General features: G+C 70.5%; 13 protein-coding genes. 6 read left to right on the forward strand and 7 right to left on the reverse strand.

What is annotated here, in order from left to right; translation table 11 throughout:
• The first annotated feature begins 9 nt into the window (after window positions 1-9).
• Together PUR26_RS16500 and PUR26_RS16505 are read left to right on the forward strand one after the other, a co-directional pair.
• Entirely contained in the window at window positions 10-765 is a 756-nt protein-coding gene (locus PUR26_RS16500; RefSeq protein WP_329873129.1) for a hypothetical protein, read from the forward strand.
• A complete protein-coding gene (locus PUR26_RS16505; protein WP_329873130.1) occupies window positions 762-2,084 on the forward strand; it encodes a lytic murein transglycosylase in 1,323 nt (440 codons plus the stop codon). The genes PUR26_RS16500 and PUR26_RS16505 overlap by 4 nt, the downstream gene beginning before the upstream one ends.
• On the opposite strand, the gene PUR26_RS16510 is transcribed toward PUR26_RS16505, so the two are convergent.
• On the reverse strand, window positions 2,061-3,137 hold the full coding sequence (locus PUR26_RS16510) for an ATP-dependent DNA ligase (RefSeq protein ID WP_329873131.1): 1,077 nt from the start codon (window positions 3,135-3,137) through the stop codon (window positions 2,061-2,063). The genes PUR26_RS16505 and PUR26_RS16510 overlap by 24 nt on opposite strands.
• 75 nt (window positions 3,138-3,212) lie before the next feature.
• On the opposite strand from PUR26_RS16510, the gene ligD reads away from it, so the two are divergent.
• Window positions 3,213-4,232 carry a non-homologous end-joining DNA ligase gene (gene ligD / locus PUR26_RS16515; RefSeq protein WP_329873132.1) on the forward strand — a complete coding sequence of 340 codons (1,020 nt, stop codon included), beginning with the start codon at window positions 3,213-3,215 and terminating at the stop codon, window positions 4,230-4,232.
• A gap of 463 nt (window positions 4,233-4,695) precedes the next feature.
• Here the strand turns inward: ligD and PUR26_RS16520 are convergent, their stop codons facing one another.
• Complete coding sequence (locus PUR26_RS16520) at window positions 4,696-6,840, reverse strand: OmpL47-type beta-barrel domain-containing protein (RefSeq protein WP_329873229.1); 2,145 nt, start codon at window positions 6,838-6,840, stop codon at window positions 4,696-4,698.
• A gap of 62 nt (window positions 6,841-6,902) precedes the next feature.
• Window positions 6,903-9,383, reverse strand: a complete 2,481-nt coding sequence (locus tag PUR26_RS16525) for a ThuA domain-containing protein (RefSeq protein WP_329873133.1) — start codon at window positions 9,381-9,383, stop codon at window positions 6,903-6,905.
• 195 nt (window positions 9,384-9,578) lie between these two features.
• On the opposite strand from PUR26_RS16525, the gene PUR26_RS16530 reads away from it, so the two are divergent.
• The 3 genes from PUR26_RS16530 (at window position 9,579) to PUR26_RS16540 (ending at window position 12,086) form a co-directional block, all read left to right on the forward strand.
• On the forward strand, window positions 9,579-10,568 hold the full coding sequence (locus PUR26_RS16530; RefSeq protein WP_329873134.1) for a multicopper oxidase domain-containing protein: 990 nt from the start codon (window positions 9,579-9,581) through the stop codon (window positions 10,566-10,568).
• A 333-nt stretch (window positions 10,569-10,901) separates the two neighbouring features.
• Entirely contained in the window at window positions 10,902-11,702 is an 801-nt protein-coding gene (locus tag PUR26_RS16535; protein ID WP_329873135.1) for a VOC family protein, read from the forward strand.
• Window positions 11,703-11,834: 132 nt separating this feature from the next.
• Window positions 11,835-12,086: a WhiB family transcriptional regulator gene (locus tag PUR26_RS16540; RefSeq protein WP_329873136.1), complete on the forward strand. Its 252-nt coding sequence runs from the start codon at window positions 11,835-11,837 to the stop codon at window positions 12,084-12,086.
• A gap of 3 nt (window positions 12,087-12,089) precedes the next feature.
• On the opposite strand, the gene PUR26_RS16545 is transcribed toward PUR26_RS16540, so the two are convergent.
• Genes PUR26_RS16545 through PUR26_RS16560 form a run of 4 tightly spaced genes read right to left on the reverse strand, consistent with a single transcriptional unit; the run spans window position 12,090 to window position 14,911 of the window.
• Window positions 12,090-12,659 (reverse strand): hypothetical protein, encoded by a 570-nt coding sequence (locus PUR26_RS16545; protein WP_329873137.1) that lies wholly within the window; start codon window positions 12,657-12,659, stop codon window positions 12,090-12,092.
• A gap of 20 nt (window positions 12,660-12,679) precedes the next feature.
• On the reverse strand, window positions 12,680-13,336 hold the full coding sequence (locus PUR26_RS16550; protein ID WP_329873138.1) for a hypothetical protein: 657 nt from the start codon (window positions 13,334-13,336) through the stop codon (window positions 12,680-12,682).
• 47 nt (window positions 13,337-13,383) lie between these two features.
• Window positions 13,384-14,616 (reverse strand): hypothetical protein, encoded by a 1,233-nt coding sequence (locus PUR26_RS16555; RefSeq protein WP_329873139.1) that lies wholly within the window; start codon window positions 14,614-14,616, stop codon window positions 13,384-13,386.
• Window positions 14,609-14,911, reverse strand: a complete 303-nt coding sequence (locus PUR26_RS16560; RefSeq protein WP_329873140.1) for a hypothetical protein — start codon at window positions 14,909-14,911, stop codon at window positions 14,609-14,611. Before PUR26_RS16560 ends, PUR26_RS16555 begins: the two co-directional genes overlap by 8 nt.
• Window positions 14,912-14,978 lie beyond the last annotated feature (67 nt).

Genomic DNA, 14,978 nt, shown 5'->3' on the forward strand with positions numbered 1-14,978 from the left:
GGAGCCGACATGTCGACGACCCGTCATCTCATCAACCGGCAGCGCCGCCTGGCCTCCGCCGAGGCCGCCCGCACCGCGCCACCGCCCGCCGAGCCCGGGGCCCGGAGCCGCAGAGCCGCGCCACCGCCCACGGCCGAAACAGGTCCCCGGGGCCGCAAGTCCCCGTCGCCGTCCACGACCGGCCCCGGGACCGGCGGTCGGGGGACCTCGGCACGACCGGTCCGATCCGCCGCGAGGCCGGGCCCCGGCCGCGCGCTCCCCGTCGCCCTGGCCGCGCTCACCGTCCTGCTGGGCGGTTTCGGAGCCTGGGCCGGCAGCCAGGCGTCCGCCCTGCGCGACGACCCGGCCGCTCGCAACACCGCGCTCACCGACATCGCCCGCACCAGCGAGGTCAAGGGCCGGATCACCAAGGCGGTCAACGACCTCTTCTCGTACGACTACGCCTCGCCGGCCACCGCCGACCGCGCCGTACGGGACCACCTGACCGGCAAGGCGGTCGAGCAGCACCGCCGGATGCTCGCGCCCGTACGCCAGCAGGCCGGGAAGCAGAAGTTGGTGCTGACGACCACCGTCACCGAGAGCGGCGTGGAGCTCATCGACGGCGACCGCGCACGGGTGCTGCTCTACGCCGATCAGAGCAACACCCGGACGGCGGCGAAGAAGGACGGGACGACGTACGGCGCCGCGATGTTCGCGGTGGAGGCGGTACACACGGACGGCACCTGGCGGATCGCCGTCATCGACACACTGGGGGCGGGATCATGACGACCGGGACGCGCCGGGGCGGGTGGATGCCGCGCCGCCGGATACGGCGGGGACTGTCCGGGACGGCGGCGGCGGTCGCCGCCATGGCGGCGCTCACCGCGTCGGGCGCCCCCGGCCTGTTACCGGAGGAGCAGCCGGCGGCTGCCGACGGGCCCGCCGCCGTGCGGACACCGGCCGCACCGCCCCATGACGACTCGTACCACACCGAGCTTCCGCCGCTGAGCTCTCCGGTACCGTCCGCCGCGCCCCGTCCGGACGGTGGCGTGCCCCCGGCGGTGCGGGCCTCGGCGCAGTCGGGCATTCCCTCGACCGTGCTGGCCGCCTACCGGCGCGCCGAAGCGGCGATCGCCCGGACCGACCCGGGCTGCCGGCTGTCCTGGCAGCTGCTCGCCGCGATCGGCAAGGTCGAGTCGGGGCAGGCCCGCGGTGGCCGGGTGAACGCCGACGGCACCACCCTCACGCCGATCCTCGGGCCGGTGCTCGACGGCAACGGCTTCGCCCGGATCACGGACACCGACGGCGGGGCCCATGACGGCGACCGGACCTACGACCGGGCCGTCGGACCGATGCAGTTCATTCCCTCCACATGGGCACGGTGGGGCGCGGACGGCAACGGCGACGGACGGCGGGACCCGCACAACATGTACGACGCGGCGCTGGCCGCCGGGCACTACCTGTGCGCGGGGCCGCGCAGTCTCACCGTCAAGGCCCACCTCGACCAGGCGGTCCTCAGCTACAACCGCTCGGACGCCTACCTGCGCACGGTGCTGTCGTGGCTGGACTTCTACCGGCGGGGCGTGCACGGGGTCCCGGACGGCACCGGGGTGCTGCCTGCCGGTCCTGGCGCCGGCGGCGGCACTCCGGCGGCCCGTCCCGTCGGCGGTGGCACGGGCGGCGGTGGCGGCGGTGGGGCTCCGCGGCCGGGGACCGGAGGCGGTGTCGTCGTGGGACCGCGGCCCTCGGGCCGTCCGACGCTGCTGCCGCGTCCGCCCGCCCGGCCCCGGCCGTCCACCAGCACACCGGGGTCACCGAGCCCCACGGCCCCCTCGCCCGATCCTTCGGAGACCGCGCCCGGTCCGGGCCCCACGGATCCGGCTCCCGGCCCCACGGACCCCGGCCCCACCTGTCCGGCCCCGTCACCGACGCGGACACCACCGGCCGGTACCTCTCCGGCGGACCCGGGTGCGCCGGACGGCGACGGTCCCTGCCCCTCGCCGCCCTCGCCTTCACCCTCACCGACGCCCTCGGCCACCCTGTCCCCCTCGGCCACCGTGCCGGCATCGGCCACGTCCGGTTCAGACACGCCCTCCGGAGGCTGACAGCACCGCGCCCAGGTCGTAGGAGACCGGCTCCTCCAGCTGTCCGTAGCCGCAGCTCTCCGGCGCGCGGTCCGGCCGCCACCTGCGGAACTGAGCCGTGTGCCGGAACCGGTCGCCCTCCATGTGGTCGTACCCCACCTCGCACACCCGCTCGGGGCGGAGCGCCACCCACGACAGGTCCTTCTTGCCGGACCAACGGCTCGGGGCGCCCGGCAGCCGGGCGCTCTCGTGGGCCGTCTCCTCGGTCCAGGCGGCCCACGGGTGCCCGGAGGGCGGATCCATGCGCAGCGGCTCCAGCTCCTCGACGAGCTCCGCGCGCCGCCGGGCGGTGAAGGCGGCACAGACGCCCACGTGCTGCAGGGCGCCCCGGTCGTCGTACAGGCCCAGCAGCAGCGAGCCGACGACCGGGCCGCTCTTGTGGAAGCGGTAGCCGGCCACCACGACATCGGCGGTCCGCTCGTGCTTGATCTTGTACATGAGCCGGGTGTCCGGACGGTAGGGCAGGTCCAGCGGCTTGGCGACCACCCCGTCGAGCCCGGCCCCCTCGTAGTGCTCGAACCACTCCCGCGCCACGTCGACATCGGTGGTGGCGGGTGCCAGATGGACCGGGGCGTCCACCCCGGCCAGGGCCCGGGCCAGCAGCGCCCTGCGCTCGGTCAGCGGCGTGTCCATCAGCGACTCGTCACCGAGCGCCAGTACGTCGAACGCGATGAAGCGCGCGGGGGTGCGCTCGGCGAGCATGTTCACCCGGGAGGCGGCGGGGTGGATCCGCTCGGTGAGCCGGTCGAAGTCCAGCCGCCCCTCATGGGCGATCACGATCTCGCCGTCGACGACACAGCGCTCGGGCAGCCGTTCGAGGAGCGCCGTGACCAGCTCGGGAAAGTACCGGGTCAACGGCTTGCCCGTACGACTGCCGATCACCAGCTCCGGGCCGTCCCGATGCACGATCGCGCGGAACCCGTCCCACTTGGCCTCGTACTGCATGCCCGGCGGAATCTTCTTCACCGAGGTGGCGAGCATCGGCTTCACGGGCGGCATCACCGGCAGATCCATGGCTCGATTCTGCCCGAGATGGTGTTGATGCGCCCCGATATGCGAGGTAAGGGTGACCGGCCTACCGTGACGCCTATGGGAAACGCGGTGGAGCTGGAGGCGGGCGGCCGGACCGTGCGGCTGTCCAACCCGGACAAGGTGTACTTTCCGGAGCGCGGCTTCACGAAGCTGGACGTCGCGCGCTACTTCCTCGCGGTGGGACCGGGGATCACCCGCGCCCTGCGCGACCGGCCGACCACCCTGGAGCGCTTCGTCGACGGGGTGGAGGGCGAGTCCTTCTTCCAGAAGCGCGCGCCCAAGAACCTGCCCGACTGGATCCCCACCGCCCACATCACCTTTCCCAGCGGCCGGTTCGCCGACGAGATCCGCCCCGGCGAGATCGCCGCCGTCCTCTGGGCCGCCAACCTCGGCACGCTCACCTTCCACCCCTGGCCGGTACGCGGCGACCGCACCGACCACCCCGACGAACTGCGCATCGACCTGGACCCGCAGCCCGGCACCGGGTTCGACGACGCGGTGCGCGCCGCCCACGAGCTGCGCGCCCTGCTCGACGAGCACGGCGTGCGCGGCTGGCCCAAGACCTCCGGCGGCCGCGGGCTGCACGTCTTCGTGCCGATCGAACCCCGCTGGGAGTTCACGCAGGTCCGCCGGGCGGCCATCGCCATCGGCCGGGAACTGGAACGGCGTATGCCGGGCCGGGTCACCACCGCCTGGTGGAAGGAGGAGCGGGGCGAGCGGATCTTCGTCGACTACAACCAGACGGCCCGCGACCGGACCATCGCCTCCGCGTACTCCATCCGGCCCAGACCGCATGCCCCGGTCTCCGCGCCCCTTCGCTGGGACGAGCTCGACGACATCCAGCCGCGCGACTTCGACCTGGCCACCATGCCCGTGCGGTACGCCGACGTCGGCGACGTCCACGCGGACATGGACGACCACGCCTTCACCCTCGACAGCCTGCTGGAGCTTGCGGCCAAGGACGAGCACGACCGCGGCCTGGCCGACATGCCGTACCCGCCGGACTACCCGAAGATGCCGGGTGAGCCCAAGCGGGTACAGCCGAGCCGCGCCAAGCGGACCGAGCCGGCCGATTAGGTTCGTCTGGATCTGGATCGTGCCGGGTTCGGGTGCCCCGGCACCGCGCCTCGCCGCGTTGTCGTCGGTCGACGGTCGCCGACGTTTCTCGTAGTCCTCCGGGCCCGGGAGCCGCCCCCGTCGCCTCCCTCCTCCGCCGTGCGATCCGTCCTCCCGGCCCCCGGGGGCCCCGGTGATGCCCCAGGCATCGGACCCCGCTCACCCGTCCGGCCCTGTCCGAACGAAAGACCTCAGCCGATCTGGACGGACGGGCCGACGGGGCCCGCAGTTCCGTTCCGGCGGAGGCAGCGGCCATCCGCGCCGTCGGCCCTGTGGACCGCCGGCCGGCGCCGACGAGGAGCGGCCGACGCCGAAGAGTGCCGGCCAGGCCCGCGCAGGGCCGACCGGACCGACCGGACCGACCGGACCGACCAGGCCGGCCGGCCTGCCCGGTGGCCTGGCCGGCCCCAGGGGAGAGCGGTCCCTACAGCTCCTTGATCCGGATGTCGCGGTACGAGATCACATCCGTGGTCCCGTGCACCTGGAGCCCGATGTGGCCGGTCGCGTAGCGCCGTCCGTCCGTGCCCGGGTCGTCCCCGCGGGCCGGATAAAAGTCCTGGCCGCCGCTGTTCTCGAACTCGTTGATCAGGACACCGTTGCGGAAGACGGAGTAGTGCTGGCCCTCCACCCGGATCTCGTAGTCGTTCCAGGTGCCCTTGGGGGTGACTCCCGCGCCGCCCAGCCCGACCCGGTCGAAGCCGTAGACGGAGCCCGTCTTGTACATGTCGCCCTCCGGCCGGTCCAGGATCTGCACCTCGTGCCCGAACTTGATGGCGACCCACTCCGGCCGTGTCTCCTCCGGGTGGTCGTGGACGTTCGGGAAGCGTACGAACACACCGCCGTTGGCGTTGCCCGTCCCCGGGGCGTCGTCACGCCACTGGAGCTTCAGCGAGAAGTCCCCGTACTGGCGCTGCGGGAACCACAGCATGCCCATGCCCGGGACGGACGTGCTGCTGGTCATCGCGCCGTCCGCGGTGAGCCCGAACCTGCCGCCGCCCACATGCTGCCAGCGGGCGAAGGACGCCGCCGTGCCGTCGAACAGCGACCGGTAGCCGGTGTTCTGGCCCGGCCTGCCGATGCCGGACTCCCTGGCCGCCCGGTAGATCGTCCGGTGCTCACGGGCGTCGATGACACCGTCGGCGAGCAGCGAGTCGAGCACCGTGTCCACGCGCTTCAGGAAGAGCGCGTGCGACGACCAGTCCTTCTCGTCCTCGATCAGCTCGTTGACGTTGCACCTGCTGCGGGTCATCCGGTTCGGTACGCCGGTGTCGACCGTGCCGACGATGACGGTGAGCCGCTCGTCGAACTCGGGGCAGTGGGGCGCCGGCACCCCGCCGCCCTCGGCCACGTGGAAGCTCGCCTCCTTCGCCCCGGAGGTGTTGCCGGCCTTGTCGGTGGCCCGGTGGAGCACCGTGTGGCACCCGACCCGGTCGACGATGACGGGCGCCGTGTACGCGAGGTAGGGGCCGCCGTCCAGGGAGTACTCGACCTTGTCGACCCCCGACCCGGCGTCGGTCGCGGTGACCGTCACCTTGGCGCTGGTGATGAACGCGCCGTCGGAGTTCTTGCTCCCCGTCACCGCGGCCGTCGTCCCGGGCGGGGTCCTGTCCTGGGCCGGCGGCGTGACGACGGTGAACCCGACCGACTTCTCGGCCGCCACGTTCCCCGCCCTGTCCGTGGCCCGGTAGCGCACGGTGTGGGTGCCGGCCTCGTGCACCATCACCGGCGCCCCGTAGGTCTGCCAGGCGCCGCTGCCGATGGCGTACTGGATGGTGTTGACGCCCGACCCGGTGTCGGAGGCGGTGACGGTGACCGTCGCCATCCCCAGGTACTGGCCCTGCTCGTTCTTCTCGCCGCCGACCGTCGCCGAGGTCTCCGGCGGGGTCCTGTCGTCCGTCGGCGGGGCGACCACCTGGAACTCGGCGGTCTTCTCGGCGGAGGTGTTGCCCGCCTTGTCGGTGGCCCGGTAGCGGAATGTGTGGGTGCCCACCTCGTGGACCATCACCGGGCCGGTGTAGGCCAGCCATGAGCCGTCGGCGCCGACCGCGTACTCGATCCGGTCCACGCCCGACCCCGCGTCGGTCGCCGCGAGGGTCACGTTGGCGTGCCCTATGTAGGCGCCGTCCGCGTTCCGCTCACCCTCGACCTTCGCCGACGTCTCAGGTGCGGTGGTGTCCTCGCCGCCCGGATCGGAGACCGTGAGGATGCCCTGCATCGAGCCGTGGCCGGGAATCGTGCAGTGGAACCGGTACCGGCCGGGGGAGAGGGTCACCTCGACGCTGTGCCTGCCGCCCTGGTCGTCGCTGGGGTTGGCCAGGATGTTCAGCGGCACGTCGTTGTTGTACTCGGGGTCCGACACGTCGAACGTCAGGGTGTGCGGCATCCCGGTCGTGTTTCCGGTGGCCGCGCTGTTCTCGAAGACGATGGTCGTGGTGCCCGCCACCGCGGTGGTCGGGAAGGACAGGTAACGGTCGATGGGGTCACCCGCCGTCCAGGTCAGCGTCTGGGCGGCGGCCCCTTCCCGGTCGTCGGCCCGTCCGTACGCGGTGGAGGTGAGGCCGAGGACCATGAGCAGTGACCCGAGCAGGGCCGTCCACAGCCTGAGTGAGTGGTGTCCGACCGTGCGTCGCTTCACCGGACCGCCCTCCTCGCCAGATCGGCGGCGGCGGGCGTCGCCTCGCCGCCCTTGTACGTCACGCGCCACAGCGCGGACTTGGAGTCCGAGGTGAAGAAGCCCCGGCCGTAGTCGAGGACGTACAGCGAACCGTCCGGTGCGAACTTCCAGTCCATCAGGTTGCGGATGCCGTTCGCCCCGACCGGAATGATCCTCTTCAGCGACTCGGCGTGGACGGGCAGGCCGCCCTTGCCGACCGTCCTCGGATCGGTGAGCACCGCGTGCCGGGGCTGGTCACCGTCGTAGAAGTCGCCGACGAACCACTTGCCGTCCCAGTACGCCGGCCACTTGACCCCACTGGCGGAGGCCGCGTCATAGCGGTACACCGGACCGTTCATGGTCGCCTGGCCACCGCCCTTGAGCCACGGCAGCAGCAGCTTCTGCTCCTCCGTCTTGTAGCTGGGCACGCCGCTGGCGTCACGCGGATAGTCCACGCCACCGCCCTGCGGGGAGTACCAGATGGTGTTGGGTGTGACCGGCGGGAGGTTCACCAGACCGTCGTTGTTGGGCGACTCGTTCCTCGGCTTCGCACAGTCGTACCAGCCGAGGGGCTTGGCGGGATCGGGCAGGTTGCGGTCCCGGTACGGCTGGTTGTTGCCCATGCAGTACGGCCAGCCGTGGTTGCCCGCCTTGGTGATCGCGGCGAACGTGTCGTACTTGGCAGGCCCCCAGGTGGTGGACGGCGCGCCCGCGTCGGGGCCGACCCATCCCGCGTAGAGGATGTCCGTCGTCCGGTCGACGAAGATGCGGGCCGGGTTGCGCACGCCCATCACATAGATCTCCCCGCGGGTCTTGCCCCCGCCTTCGTCAGGCTCCTCGCCGGTGAAGAGATTGCCCTCGGGAAGCGTGTACGTCCCGTCGTCCTCGGGGTGGATCCGCAGGATCTTCCCGTTGAGGTTGTTGGTGTTGCCGGAGGTGCGGCGGGCGTCGGAGAACGAGACACCCTTGAAATTCGGCTCCGGGTTGTTGCCGGAGTAGCCGGAGGTGAAACCGCTGGAGTTGTTGTCACCGGTGGCGATGTACAGGTTCTGCCGGGAGTCCCAGGCCATGCCGCCCCCCGCGTGGCAGCAGCTGTGGATCTGCACCGGCCACTTGAGCAGTACCTTCTCGCTCGCCAGGTCCAGCTTGTTGGTCGTGAGGTCGAGGGTGAAGCGGGACACGTACCGCTCCGCCATGTGCGTCTCACGGTTGATCTTCGAGTGGGGGGTGTAGTGGAGGTACACCCAGCCGTTGGTCTGGAAGCCGGGGTCGAGCTCGATGCCGAGGAGGCCCTCCTCGTTCTTGACCAGCTCGTCACCGCCGCCCTTGTTGCCGAACACCGTCAGCGCGCCCGCGAGCTGCGCCTTCCCGGTCCTCGGGTCGTAGACGTGGATCTCCCCGAGCCCCTTGCCGATGTTCGGGTCGTTCCAGTCGGTGATCACCGGCCTGGACGAGTCGGCGCCGCCCCGGCCGATGTACAGGATGCGCCCGTCCGGGGCGGCGACCAGCCCGTGCGGCTCGCCGATCTGGTCGTTCTGCCCCGGCTGGTTGGGCTGCGTCACCCGCTCGGCCTTGTAGTTGGCGTCGATGGTCGCCTTGCAGTCGGCACGGGACAGCCGTGTCGTCCAGTGGAGCGCGCCGCGCAGATGGTCGCGGAAGTCGGTCTCGGCGAACGACTCCACCGTGCCGCCCATGCCCGTGTAGAAGGACCGGCCGCCGTCGTAGTCACGACACCAGGAGACCGGGTGGTCCCAGCCGTTGGCGCTCGCCCCCGGCTTGTACGTGCTCTCCTTGACCCGGGCCACCGTGTGCACCGAGCCGGACGGGTTGGCCGTCCAGTTCAGCCACTTGTCCGGACGCTTCCAGTTCAGCGGCAGTTGCCGGGTGGCCGGATGCTGCCGGTCGCCGACCTCGACGGTCGCACGCTGGACGGCGGCCGGACTGCTGGCGGCCGGCCGCGCGCCGACCAGTCCGCCGAACCAGTCGGAGTACGGCTCTGTGCGCGCCGCGTCATGGACGCCGAGGAAACCGCCACCGGCCTCCATGTACGCCTCCAGGCCCGCCTCCTGCTCGGGGTCGAGCACATCGCCGGCACCGGTCAGGAACACGATCGCGTGGTAGCGGCCGAGTTTGGTGGCGTTGGTGAACACGGCGGCGTCGTCGGTGGCCTCGGTGCGGAAGCGCTGGGCCGTCGGGCCCGTCTGCCCGATCGCCTCGATGGCCGCGATCCCGGCATCGACGGTCGGTGACTCGGCGGTGGCCGAAGCGTGGAAGACCAGCACCCGTACGTCGGCGCCACCCGGCGGCGACTGGATCGACAACGTTGTCCGCCGTTCTCCCGGATTGGGTTCGGCGGTGGCGGCCGTCCCGCCGAGCAGTGTCGCCGTCAGTGCGCCCGATGCCAGCGCCGCCGCCATCGCTCGGCGGGATCTCGACCGGTGATGTGGTGCACGGTGCATGTGTTCACCCACCCCTCTGTGGTCACAGCAAACGTCGACGAAGCTAGACCTCTTTCCGTGGCACGCCAATAGGTTGGCACGAATCCCGCGAACTTTGTCCTGGCTGTGGAAAAACGAATCTGCCCCGGCTACGGTGTGCCCGTTCCCGGGGGCTCCGCGCCCCGTCAGCTTCCGCATCAGGCAAGGGAGTTCGGCATGGACAGACGGAGCTTCAACCGGAGGCTGCTGGCCGGAGGGGCAGTCGCCGCGACCGGCGTGACATCGTTGTCGCTTGCTGCCGCGCCGAACGCGGTCTCCGCCGAGACGCCCCCGAGGACGGCGCCGGCGGGCGGCCGGGTGCGCCATCTGAAGCTGTACGCGGAGAAACTGGCGGACGGACAGATGGGCTATGGCCTGGAGAAGGGGAAGGCGACCGTGCCCGGCCCCCTCATCGAGATCACCGAAGGCGACACCCTGCACATCGAGTTCGAGAACGCCATGGACGTCCCCGTCAGCCTCCATGTCCACGGCGTCGACTACGACGTGGCGAGCGACGGTACGAGGATGAACCGCAGCCACGTCGAGCCGGGCGCCACCCGCACGTACACCTGGCGCACCCACACCCCGGGCCGGCGCAAGGACGGCACCTGGCGGCCGGGAAGCGCGGGCTACTGGCACTACCACGACCATGTCGTCGGCACGGATCACGGCACCGGCGGAATCCGCAAGGGCCTCTACGGCCCGGTGGTCGTCCGGCGCCAGGGCGACATCCTGCCCGACAAGCAGTTCACCATCGTCTTCAACGACATGACGATCAACAACAGGCCGGGTCACCAGAGTCCGGAGTTCCGGGCCACGGTGGGGGACCGGGTCGAGATCATCATGATCACACACGGCGAGTACTACCACACGTTCCACATCCACGGTCACCGCTGGGCGGACAACCGCACGGGCCTGCTCACGGGACCGGACGACCCGAGCCGGATCGTCGACAACAAGATCACCGGTCCGGCCGACTCCTTCGGCTTCCAGATCATCGCCGGCGAGCACGTGGGCGCGGGCGCCTGGATGTACCACTGCCATGTGCAGAGCCACTCGGACATGGGCATGGCCGGACTCTTCCTGGTGGCCAAACCCGACGGCACCGTCCCCGGACACGAGCCCCACCATCCGCCGGCCGGCGCCGCCCCCGGACACGACCATTGATCCATGACGCGGGCCCGGGCCGCGCCCGCGGGGTCCGCACGGCACCCCTTCGGCAGCGGACCGCCCCCCGCGCTCCCCCGAGCGAGTGAACAGCGCCGAGGCGCGCAAGGCCGTTGAGGACGCGTGCGGCGGAACCGGCGCGGGCTCTGCCGGAGATCTCCGTGTGCGAGGCAGCCGCTTCGGGAGCAGACTCGTGAGCGCGACAGAACGGGCCCGGGCATCCCGGCCCACGTACGGCCGTGGTGCGCCACGCCCCTCCCACGTGGCGTACCGCACCCGTGCGCGGGAGCGGCGGTGAACCGGTCCCGCGCACGGGACCACGAAGGGGCACCCATGCTCACCACCCGCTACGTCACCGGCTCCCCGAACTGGCTCGACCTCGGCACACCCGACCTGGAGGGCGCCGAGTACTTCTACGGCGGCCTCTTCGGCTGGCGCTTCCGGTCGGCCGGGCCGCAGGCCGGCGGATACGGCATGTTCCAGCTGGACGGCAGGACCGCGGCCGGCGGCATGACGATCCCGCCCGACCGGGCGACGCGGTCCGCGTGGTCGGTCTACTTCCGGACCCCGGACGCCGACGCCACGGCGAAGGCCGTGCTGGCGGGCGGCGGCACGGTGCTGTTCGAGCCGATGGACGTCTTCGAATTCGGCCGGATGGCGGTCTTCGCCGACCCGGCGGGCGTCGGCTTCGCCGTCTGGCAGCCCGGGACCAACAAGGGCCTCGACGTGGTGAACGACCGCCACACGCTCTGCTGGACGGAGCTGTACACCGAGGACCCCGCCGCTGCGACGGCCTTCTACGGGGCCGTGCTCGGCATCCGGGCGGCCACCATTCCGCTGCCCGACGGCACCGGCTCGTACACCCTGCTCACACCGGCGGGGCAGGGCCAGAACGCCTCGTTCGGCGGAGTCGTCCCGCTCGACGACGACCCGGTGGAGGCGGCGGACGGCCCGCACTGGGAGCCCTACTTCGAGGTCGCCGACGCCGATGTGACCGCCACCAGGGCGGAGCAGCTCGGGGGCAAGGTGCGCCTGGCGCCGACCATGATGGACGGTGTCGGCCGCTACGCCAAGCTGACCGACCCCTACGGCGCGCGCTTCGCGGTGATCCAGAGCGCCAGGACCGGCGCGTGACACCCGGCCGAACGCCTTGCCGATCACGCCGTGGAGGCCCATGCTTACGAAGGGCGATCTGCGGTGCTTCCGGCGCGGGGCGTTGATCTTTCGTTGACGTCATGTTTATCGCGCCAGGGCAGCGTGTCGCACATGCCGACCAACACCGCTGCCCCGATCGACAACGCACTCTCCTGGCAGGAGAACGCCCTGTGCGCCCAGACGGGCCCGGAGTTCTTCTTCCCGGACCCGGGCTCCTCCACCCGCGAGGCCAAGCGCCTCTGCGGCGCCTGCGAGGGCCGGGAGGCCTGCCTGGAGTACGCCCTCACGCACGACGAGCGCTTCGGCGTGTGGGGCGGGCTCTCGGAGAAGGAGCGGTACCAGCTGAAGCGCGGGCGGGGCTGAGGGTCATGTCTTGCGGACCTTGCCTTCTTTGACGAGGTCGGCCTTCTCGGCGAGGGCATCGTCCTCAGCTGTCCCCTGAGGAGCGCCGTCTCCCATGTCCTCGGGCACGACCCGGACGGGGAAGTGCCCCCCGACGGGCGACACGACGCCCCCGAAGCGGGGATCCCCGGCGAACCAGATCATGTCCGGTTGGGAGTTCTGCTTCCGCGCGAGTTCCACGGAGAACGGCGTGATGCGCAGGACCGGAGTGTGCTGCTCGCTGAAGCCGATCCGGATCACCGTGGGTCTGTCCAGTGCGCGCGGCGGGTACGAGCATGCGTACGCCTGCCAGGGATAGGTCCGGAGGATCTGTGCGACCCGGCGTGTGCGCTGAAGTGCGATCACCGTGAGCGGGAGCATGAATGAGAAGAAGAACAAGCTCAACGCTGCTAGCTCCCACGACTTCTCGACCGTACACAGAGATCCTGCAGCGATGGCCGCAGTGGAAGTGAAGATCAGCCAGATCCAGCGCTTGATCACCAGTTTTTTGTGACCTAGATCGGTGGGTGGATGATCGAATGCGGCCTTCGTCAAGGGCAACGACCCGGATGGCGTCATGTCAGCAAGTCCAAAATCCTTGAGGATGTCGAATTCGGAACGGCCGAAGGAGATTCCGGGTTGACGAATGTGAAAGTATGGGCAATTCCTTCGAGGATGTCGGTGTACTCCTCGGCGTGGCGTACGGCTGCGCTGGTCAGATCGGCGATGGCGACATGGGAAGCATCTGGGAATGGGACCGCCACCCGCGCTTGGAAGACCTCTTGAGCGGCGACCGTGATTCCGCAGCTGTGCAGCAGACCCGTCGGAGGGGTCAAGGTGCCCGCGACGAGTGCTGCAGGGGTTCCGCCAGGGAGCTCCAGGAGCGCGCGCCGACTGGCCTGCCAGAGCGGTGAGTTGGCCATTCCCAGGGCTGCCTGTGCTGCCGCCGTCTGAGGGGTGGGAGCGGTTGATTCCAGAGCTGACAACGAGAAGAGAGAGGTGCAGGCGCCATGCGCTCCGTCCGGGTGCACGCCGAGCGCCATGTGCATGCACCCCTGCTCCGTGAGCGCCGTGAGCAGGTCCACGACGGCGCGCATTTCGGCACGTAGCTGACCCGTTGGCTGTGTTCCCTCGATGATCGGCGCGACAATGGTTGCGCCCGCGCTTTCCAAGAGTCCGTAGGTTGATGGATCGAGCGTGTGGTAGCCGGGAGGTAGGCGGAACCAGATCATAGGAGAGCGAGTAGCTGCGATCACCGAAGCACCTTTCCTGTCGCTTCTCATGGGCGGAGCAAGGCCCATGCGTGCGCGACCTTCGCCGCTGAGGTGGGGCCGTCTTCGAGTACGGCTCGTGCGCCGTCCACCCCGGTTGCAGAATTGGCCACTGCACTGTCGTCGTCGTATGAGGTGTAGTGACTTCCAGCGGTTACGGCCCCCGTTGCAGGGAATCCATATGTAATCACCTTCTTCGTTGCTGGGCTTGTCTCCCGTAAAGCCCATTGATGGAGGGGGTTCTCCACGCTGGACAGCTCGGAGATCGTGTTCTTGGAGGCACTCGCGAACTCCCTTGCACCGATGCCGAAGGCGCCGGGCTCGGATGCTGCAGAGGCGGTTCGAAGTGCTCCGGCCCCGACCTTTGCGCCTTGTGCCAAGGAGGCGATGCCAGGGACAGACCCCAGAGCGTCACCTGTGATGGTCACAGCACTGTCCCAGAAATCCGCATCGAATTTTCCCTCGGTGAAGCCGTCCTTCAGCGAGGCGGTGACCTTCGGGTCCGCCAAGTGCAGGGCGAGTGCGCCCATGCTTGCGCCGGTGGCCACGATCAGCAGTGCGAGGCCAACTGGCGGAAAGAAGGCACCCAGTACGAGACCGAGGAAGCCCGCGACAGCTGAGATGTCGGACAGCACGTCGCCCAAGTCCTCTTCGATCCACTTCAAGGCCTTGTCCCATGCCCCCGGCTCCTTCGGGGCCAGGCGGTCCGTCGCCTCGTTGAGGGTCTTCGCCACCCGGGCCGCCTCCGTGTGGTGGGTCTCCTCCAGTTCGCGGGCCAGGCGGCGGACGTGCGACAGGGCCTCCCTCGCGCGGGTGACCGCGTCCGCCGCGGAGCGGAGGTCGGAGGCCGGGGCGTCGGCGCGGGCGGACGTCGTGGCGTGGGCCGACTCCGCGGCCTGCAGCTTCGAGGCGTGCAGGCCCGCCTGTGTCTCGTACCGCTTCGCGGTGGCCTGGTAGCCCACCAGGTCGTCGTGCCATCCGCCCAGACGGTTCGCCGCCTTCGTCAGGGAGCGGTGGGCGTTCTTCAGGTATCGCGGAAGGTCGCCGTCGAGGGCCTCTCGGAACGCGTCCGCCGCCTCGCCGTGCCAGTGGGAACTCTCGCCCAGCAGCTGATCCACCAGGCGATGGGCCGTCCCGAGGGCGGTCGCCGACGACGACAGCTTGGTCCGCAGCCGCGCGATCTCGGGTGGGCTGCCCGGTGCCGGGTTCCAGCCCAGGTGCGGGTAGGGCGTCTCAGCCACGCGTCTCCACCGCCTTGAACGCCGACTCGATGGCCCGGTTGAGCTGGTCGTATCCCGCGTGGCTGGCGCGCACGCCGTCGTGGACCGCCGTGATCCGGATGCCCAGCAGCTCCGCGCCGTACTTCCAGCGCTGCTGGAAGCCGTCGCAGGCCTCGTCGAGTGCGCCCGTGCCCAGCTGGTCCGCCCGGGCGTGTTCGAGGGCCCGTCTGGCCTCCCCGAGCGATGTCAGCGATTCGCCCAGGGCGCGGGAGAATCGGCCCAGCTGGTCGGTGTCCACACGGAGATCGGATTCCATGGCCGACCACCCTGGCAGATCATGAGCAAAGCACAGAAATGCCGTCCCTCTCCCGAGTGGTCGGATA

The organism is Streptomyces sp. SP18CS02, from assembly GCF_036322365.1.
Lineage (GTDB): Bacteria > Actinomycetota > Actinomycetes > Streptomycetales > Streptomycetaceae > Streptomyces.

Coding starts and splice junctions, on each gene's coding strand:
- PUR26_RS16500 (WP_329873129.1), top strand. CDS start 10: ATGTCGACGACCCGTCATCTCATCAACCGGCAGCGCCGCCTGGCCTCC.
- PUR26_RS16505 (WP_329873130.1), top strand. CDS start 762: ATGACGACCGGGACGCGCCGGGGCGGGTGGATGCCGCGCCGCCGGATA.
- PUR26_RS16510 (WP_329873131.1), bottom strand. CDS start 3,137: ATGGATCTGCCGGTGATGCCGCCCGTGAAGCCGATGCTCGCCACCTCG.
- ligD (WP_329873132.1), top strand. CDS start 3,213: ATGGGAAACGCGGTGGAGCTGGAGGCGGGCGGCCGGACCGTGCGGCTG.
- PUR26_RS16520 (WP_329873229.1), bottom strand. CDS start 6,840: ATGGTCCTCGGCCTCACCTCCACCGCGTACGGACGGGCCGACGACCGG.
- PUR26_RS16525 (WP_329873133.1), bottom strand. CDS start 9,383: ATGCACCGTGCACCACATCACCGGTCGAGATCCCGCCGAGCGATGGCG.
- PUR26_RS16530 (WP_329873134.1), top strand. CDS start 9,579: ATGGACAGACGGAGCTTCAACCGGAGGCTGCTGGCCGGAGGGGCAGTC.
- PUR26_RS16535 (WP_329873135.1), top strand. CDS start 10,902: ATGCTCACCACCCGCTACGTCACCGGCTCCCCGAACTGGCTCGACCTC.
- PUR26_RS16540 (WP_329873136.1), top strand. CDS start 11,835: ATGCCGACCAACACCGCTGCCCCGATCGACAACGCACTCTCCTGGCAG.
- PUR26_RS16550 (WP_329873138.1), bottom strand. CDS start 13,336: ATGATCTGGTTCCGCCTACCTCCCGGCTACCACACGCTCGATCCATCA.
- PUR26_RS16560 (WP_329873140.1), bottom strand. CDS start 14,911: ATGGAATCCGATCTCCGTGTGGACACCGACCAGCTGGGCCGATTCTCC.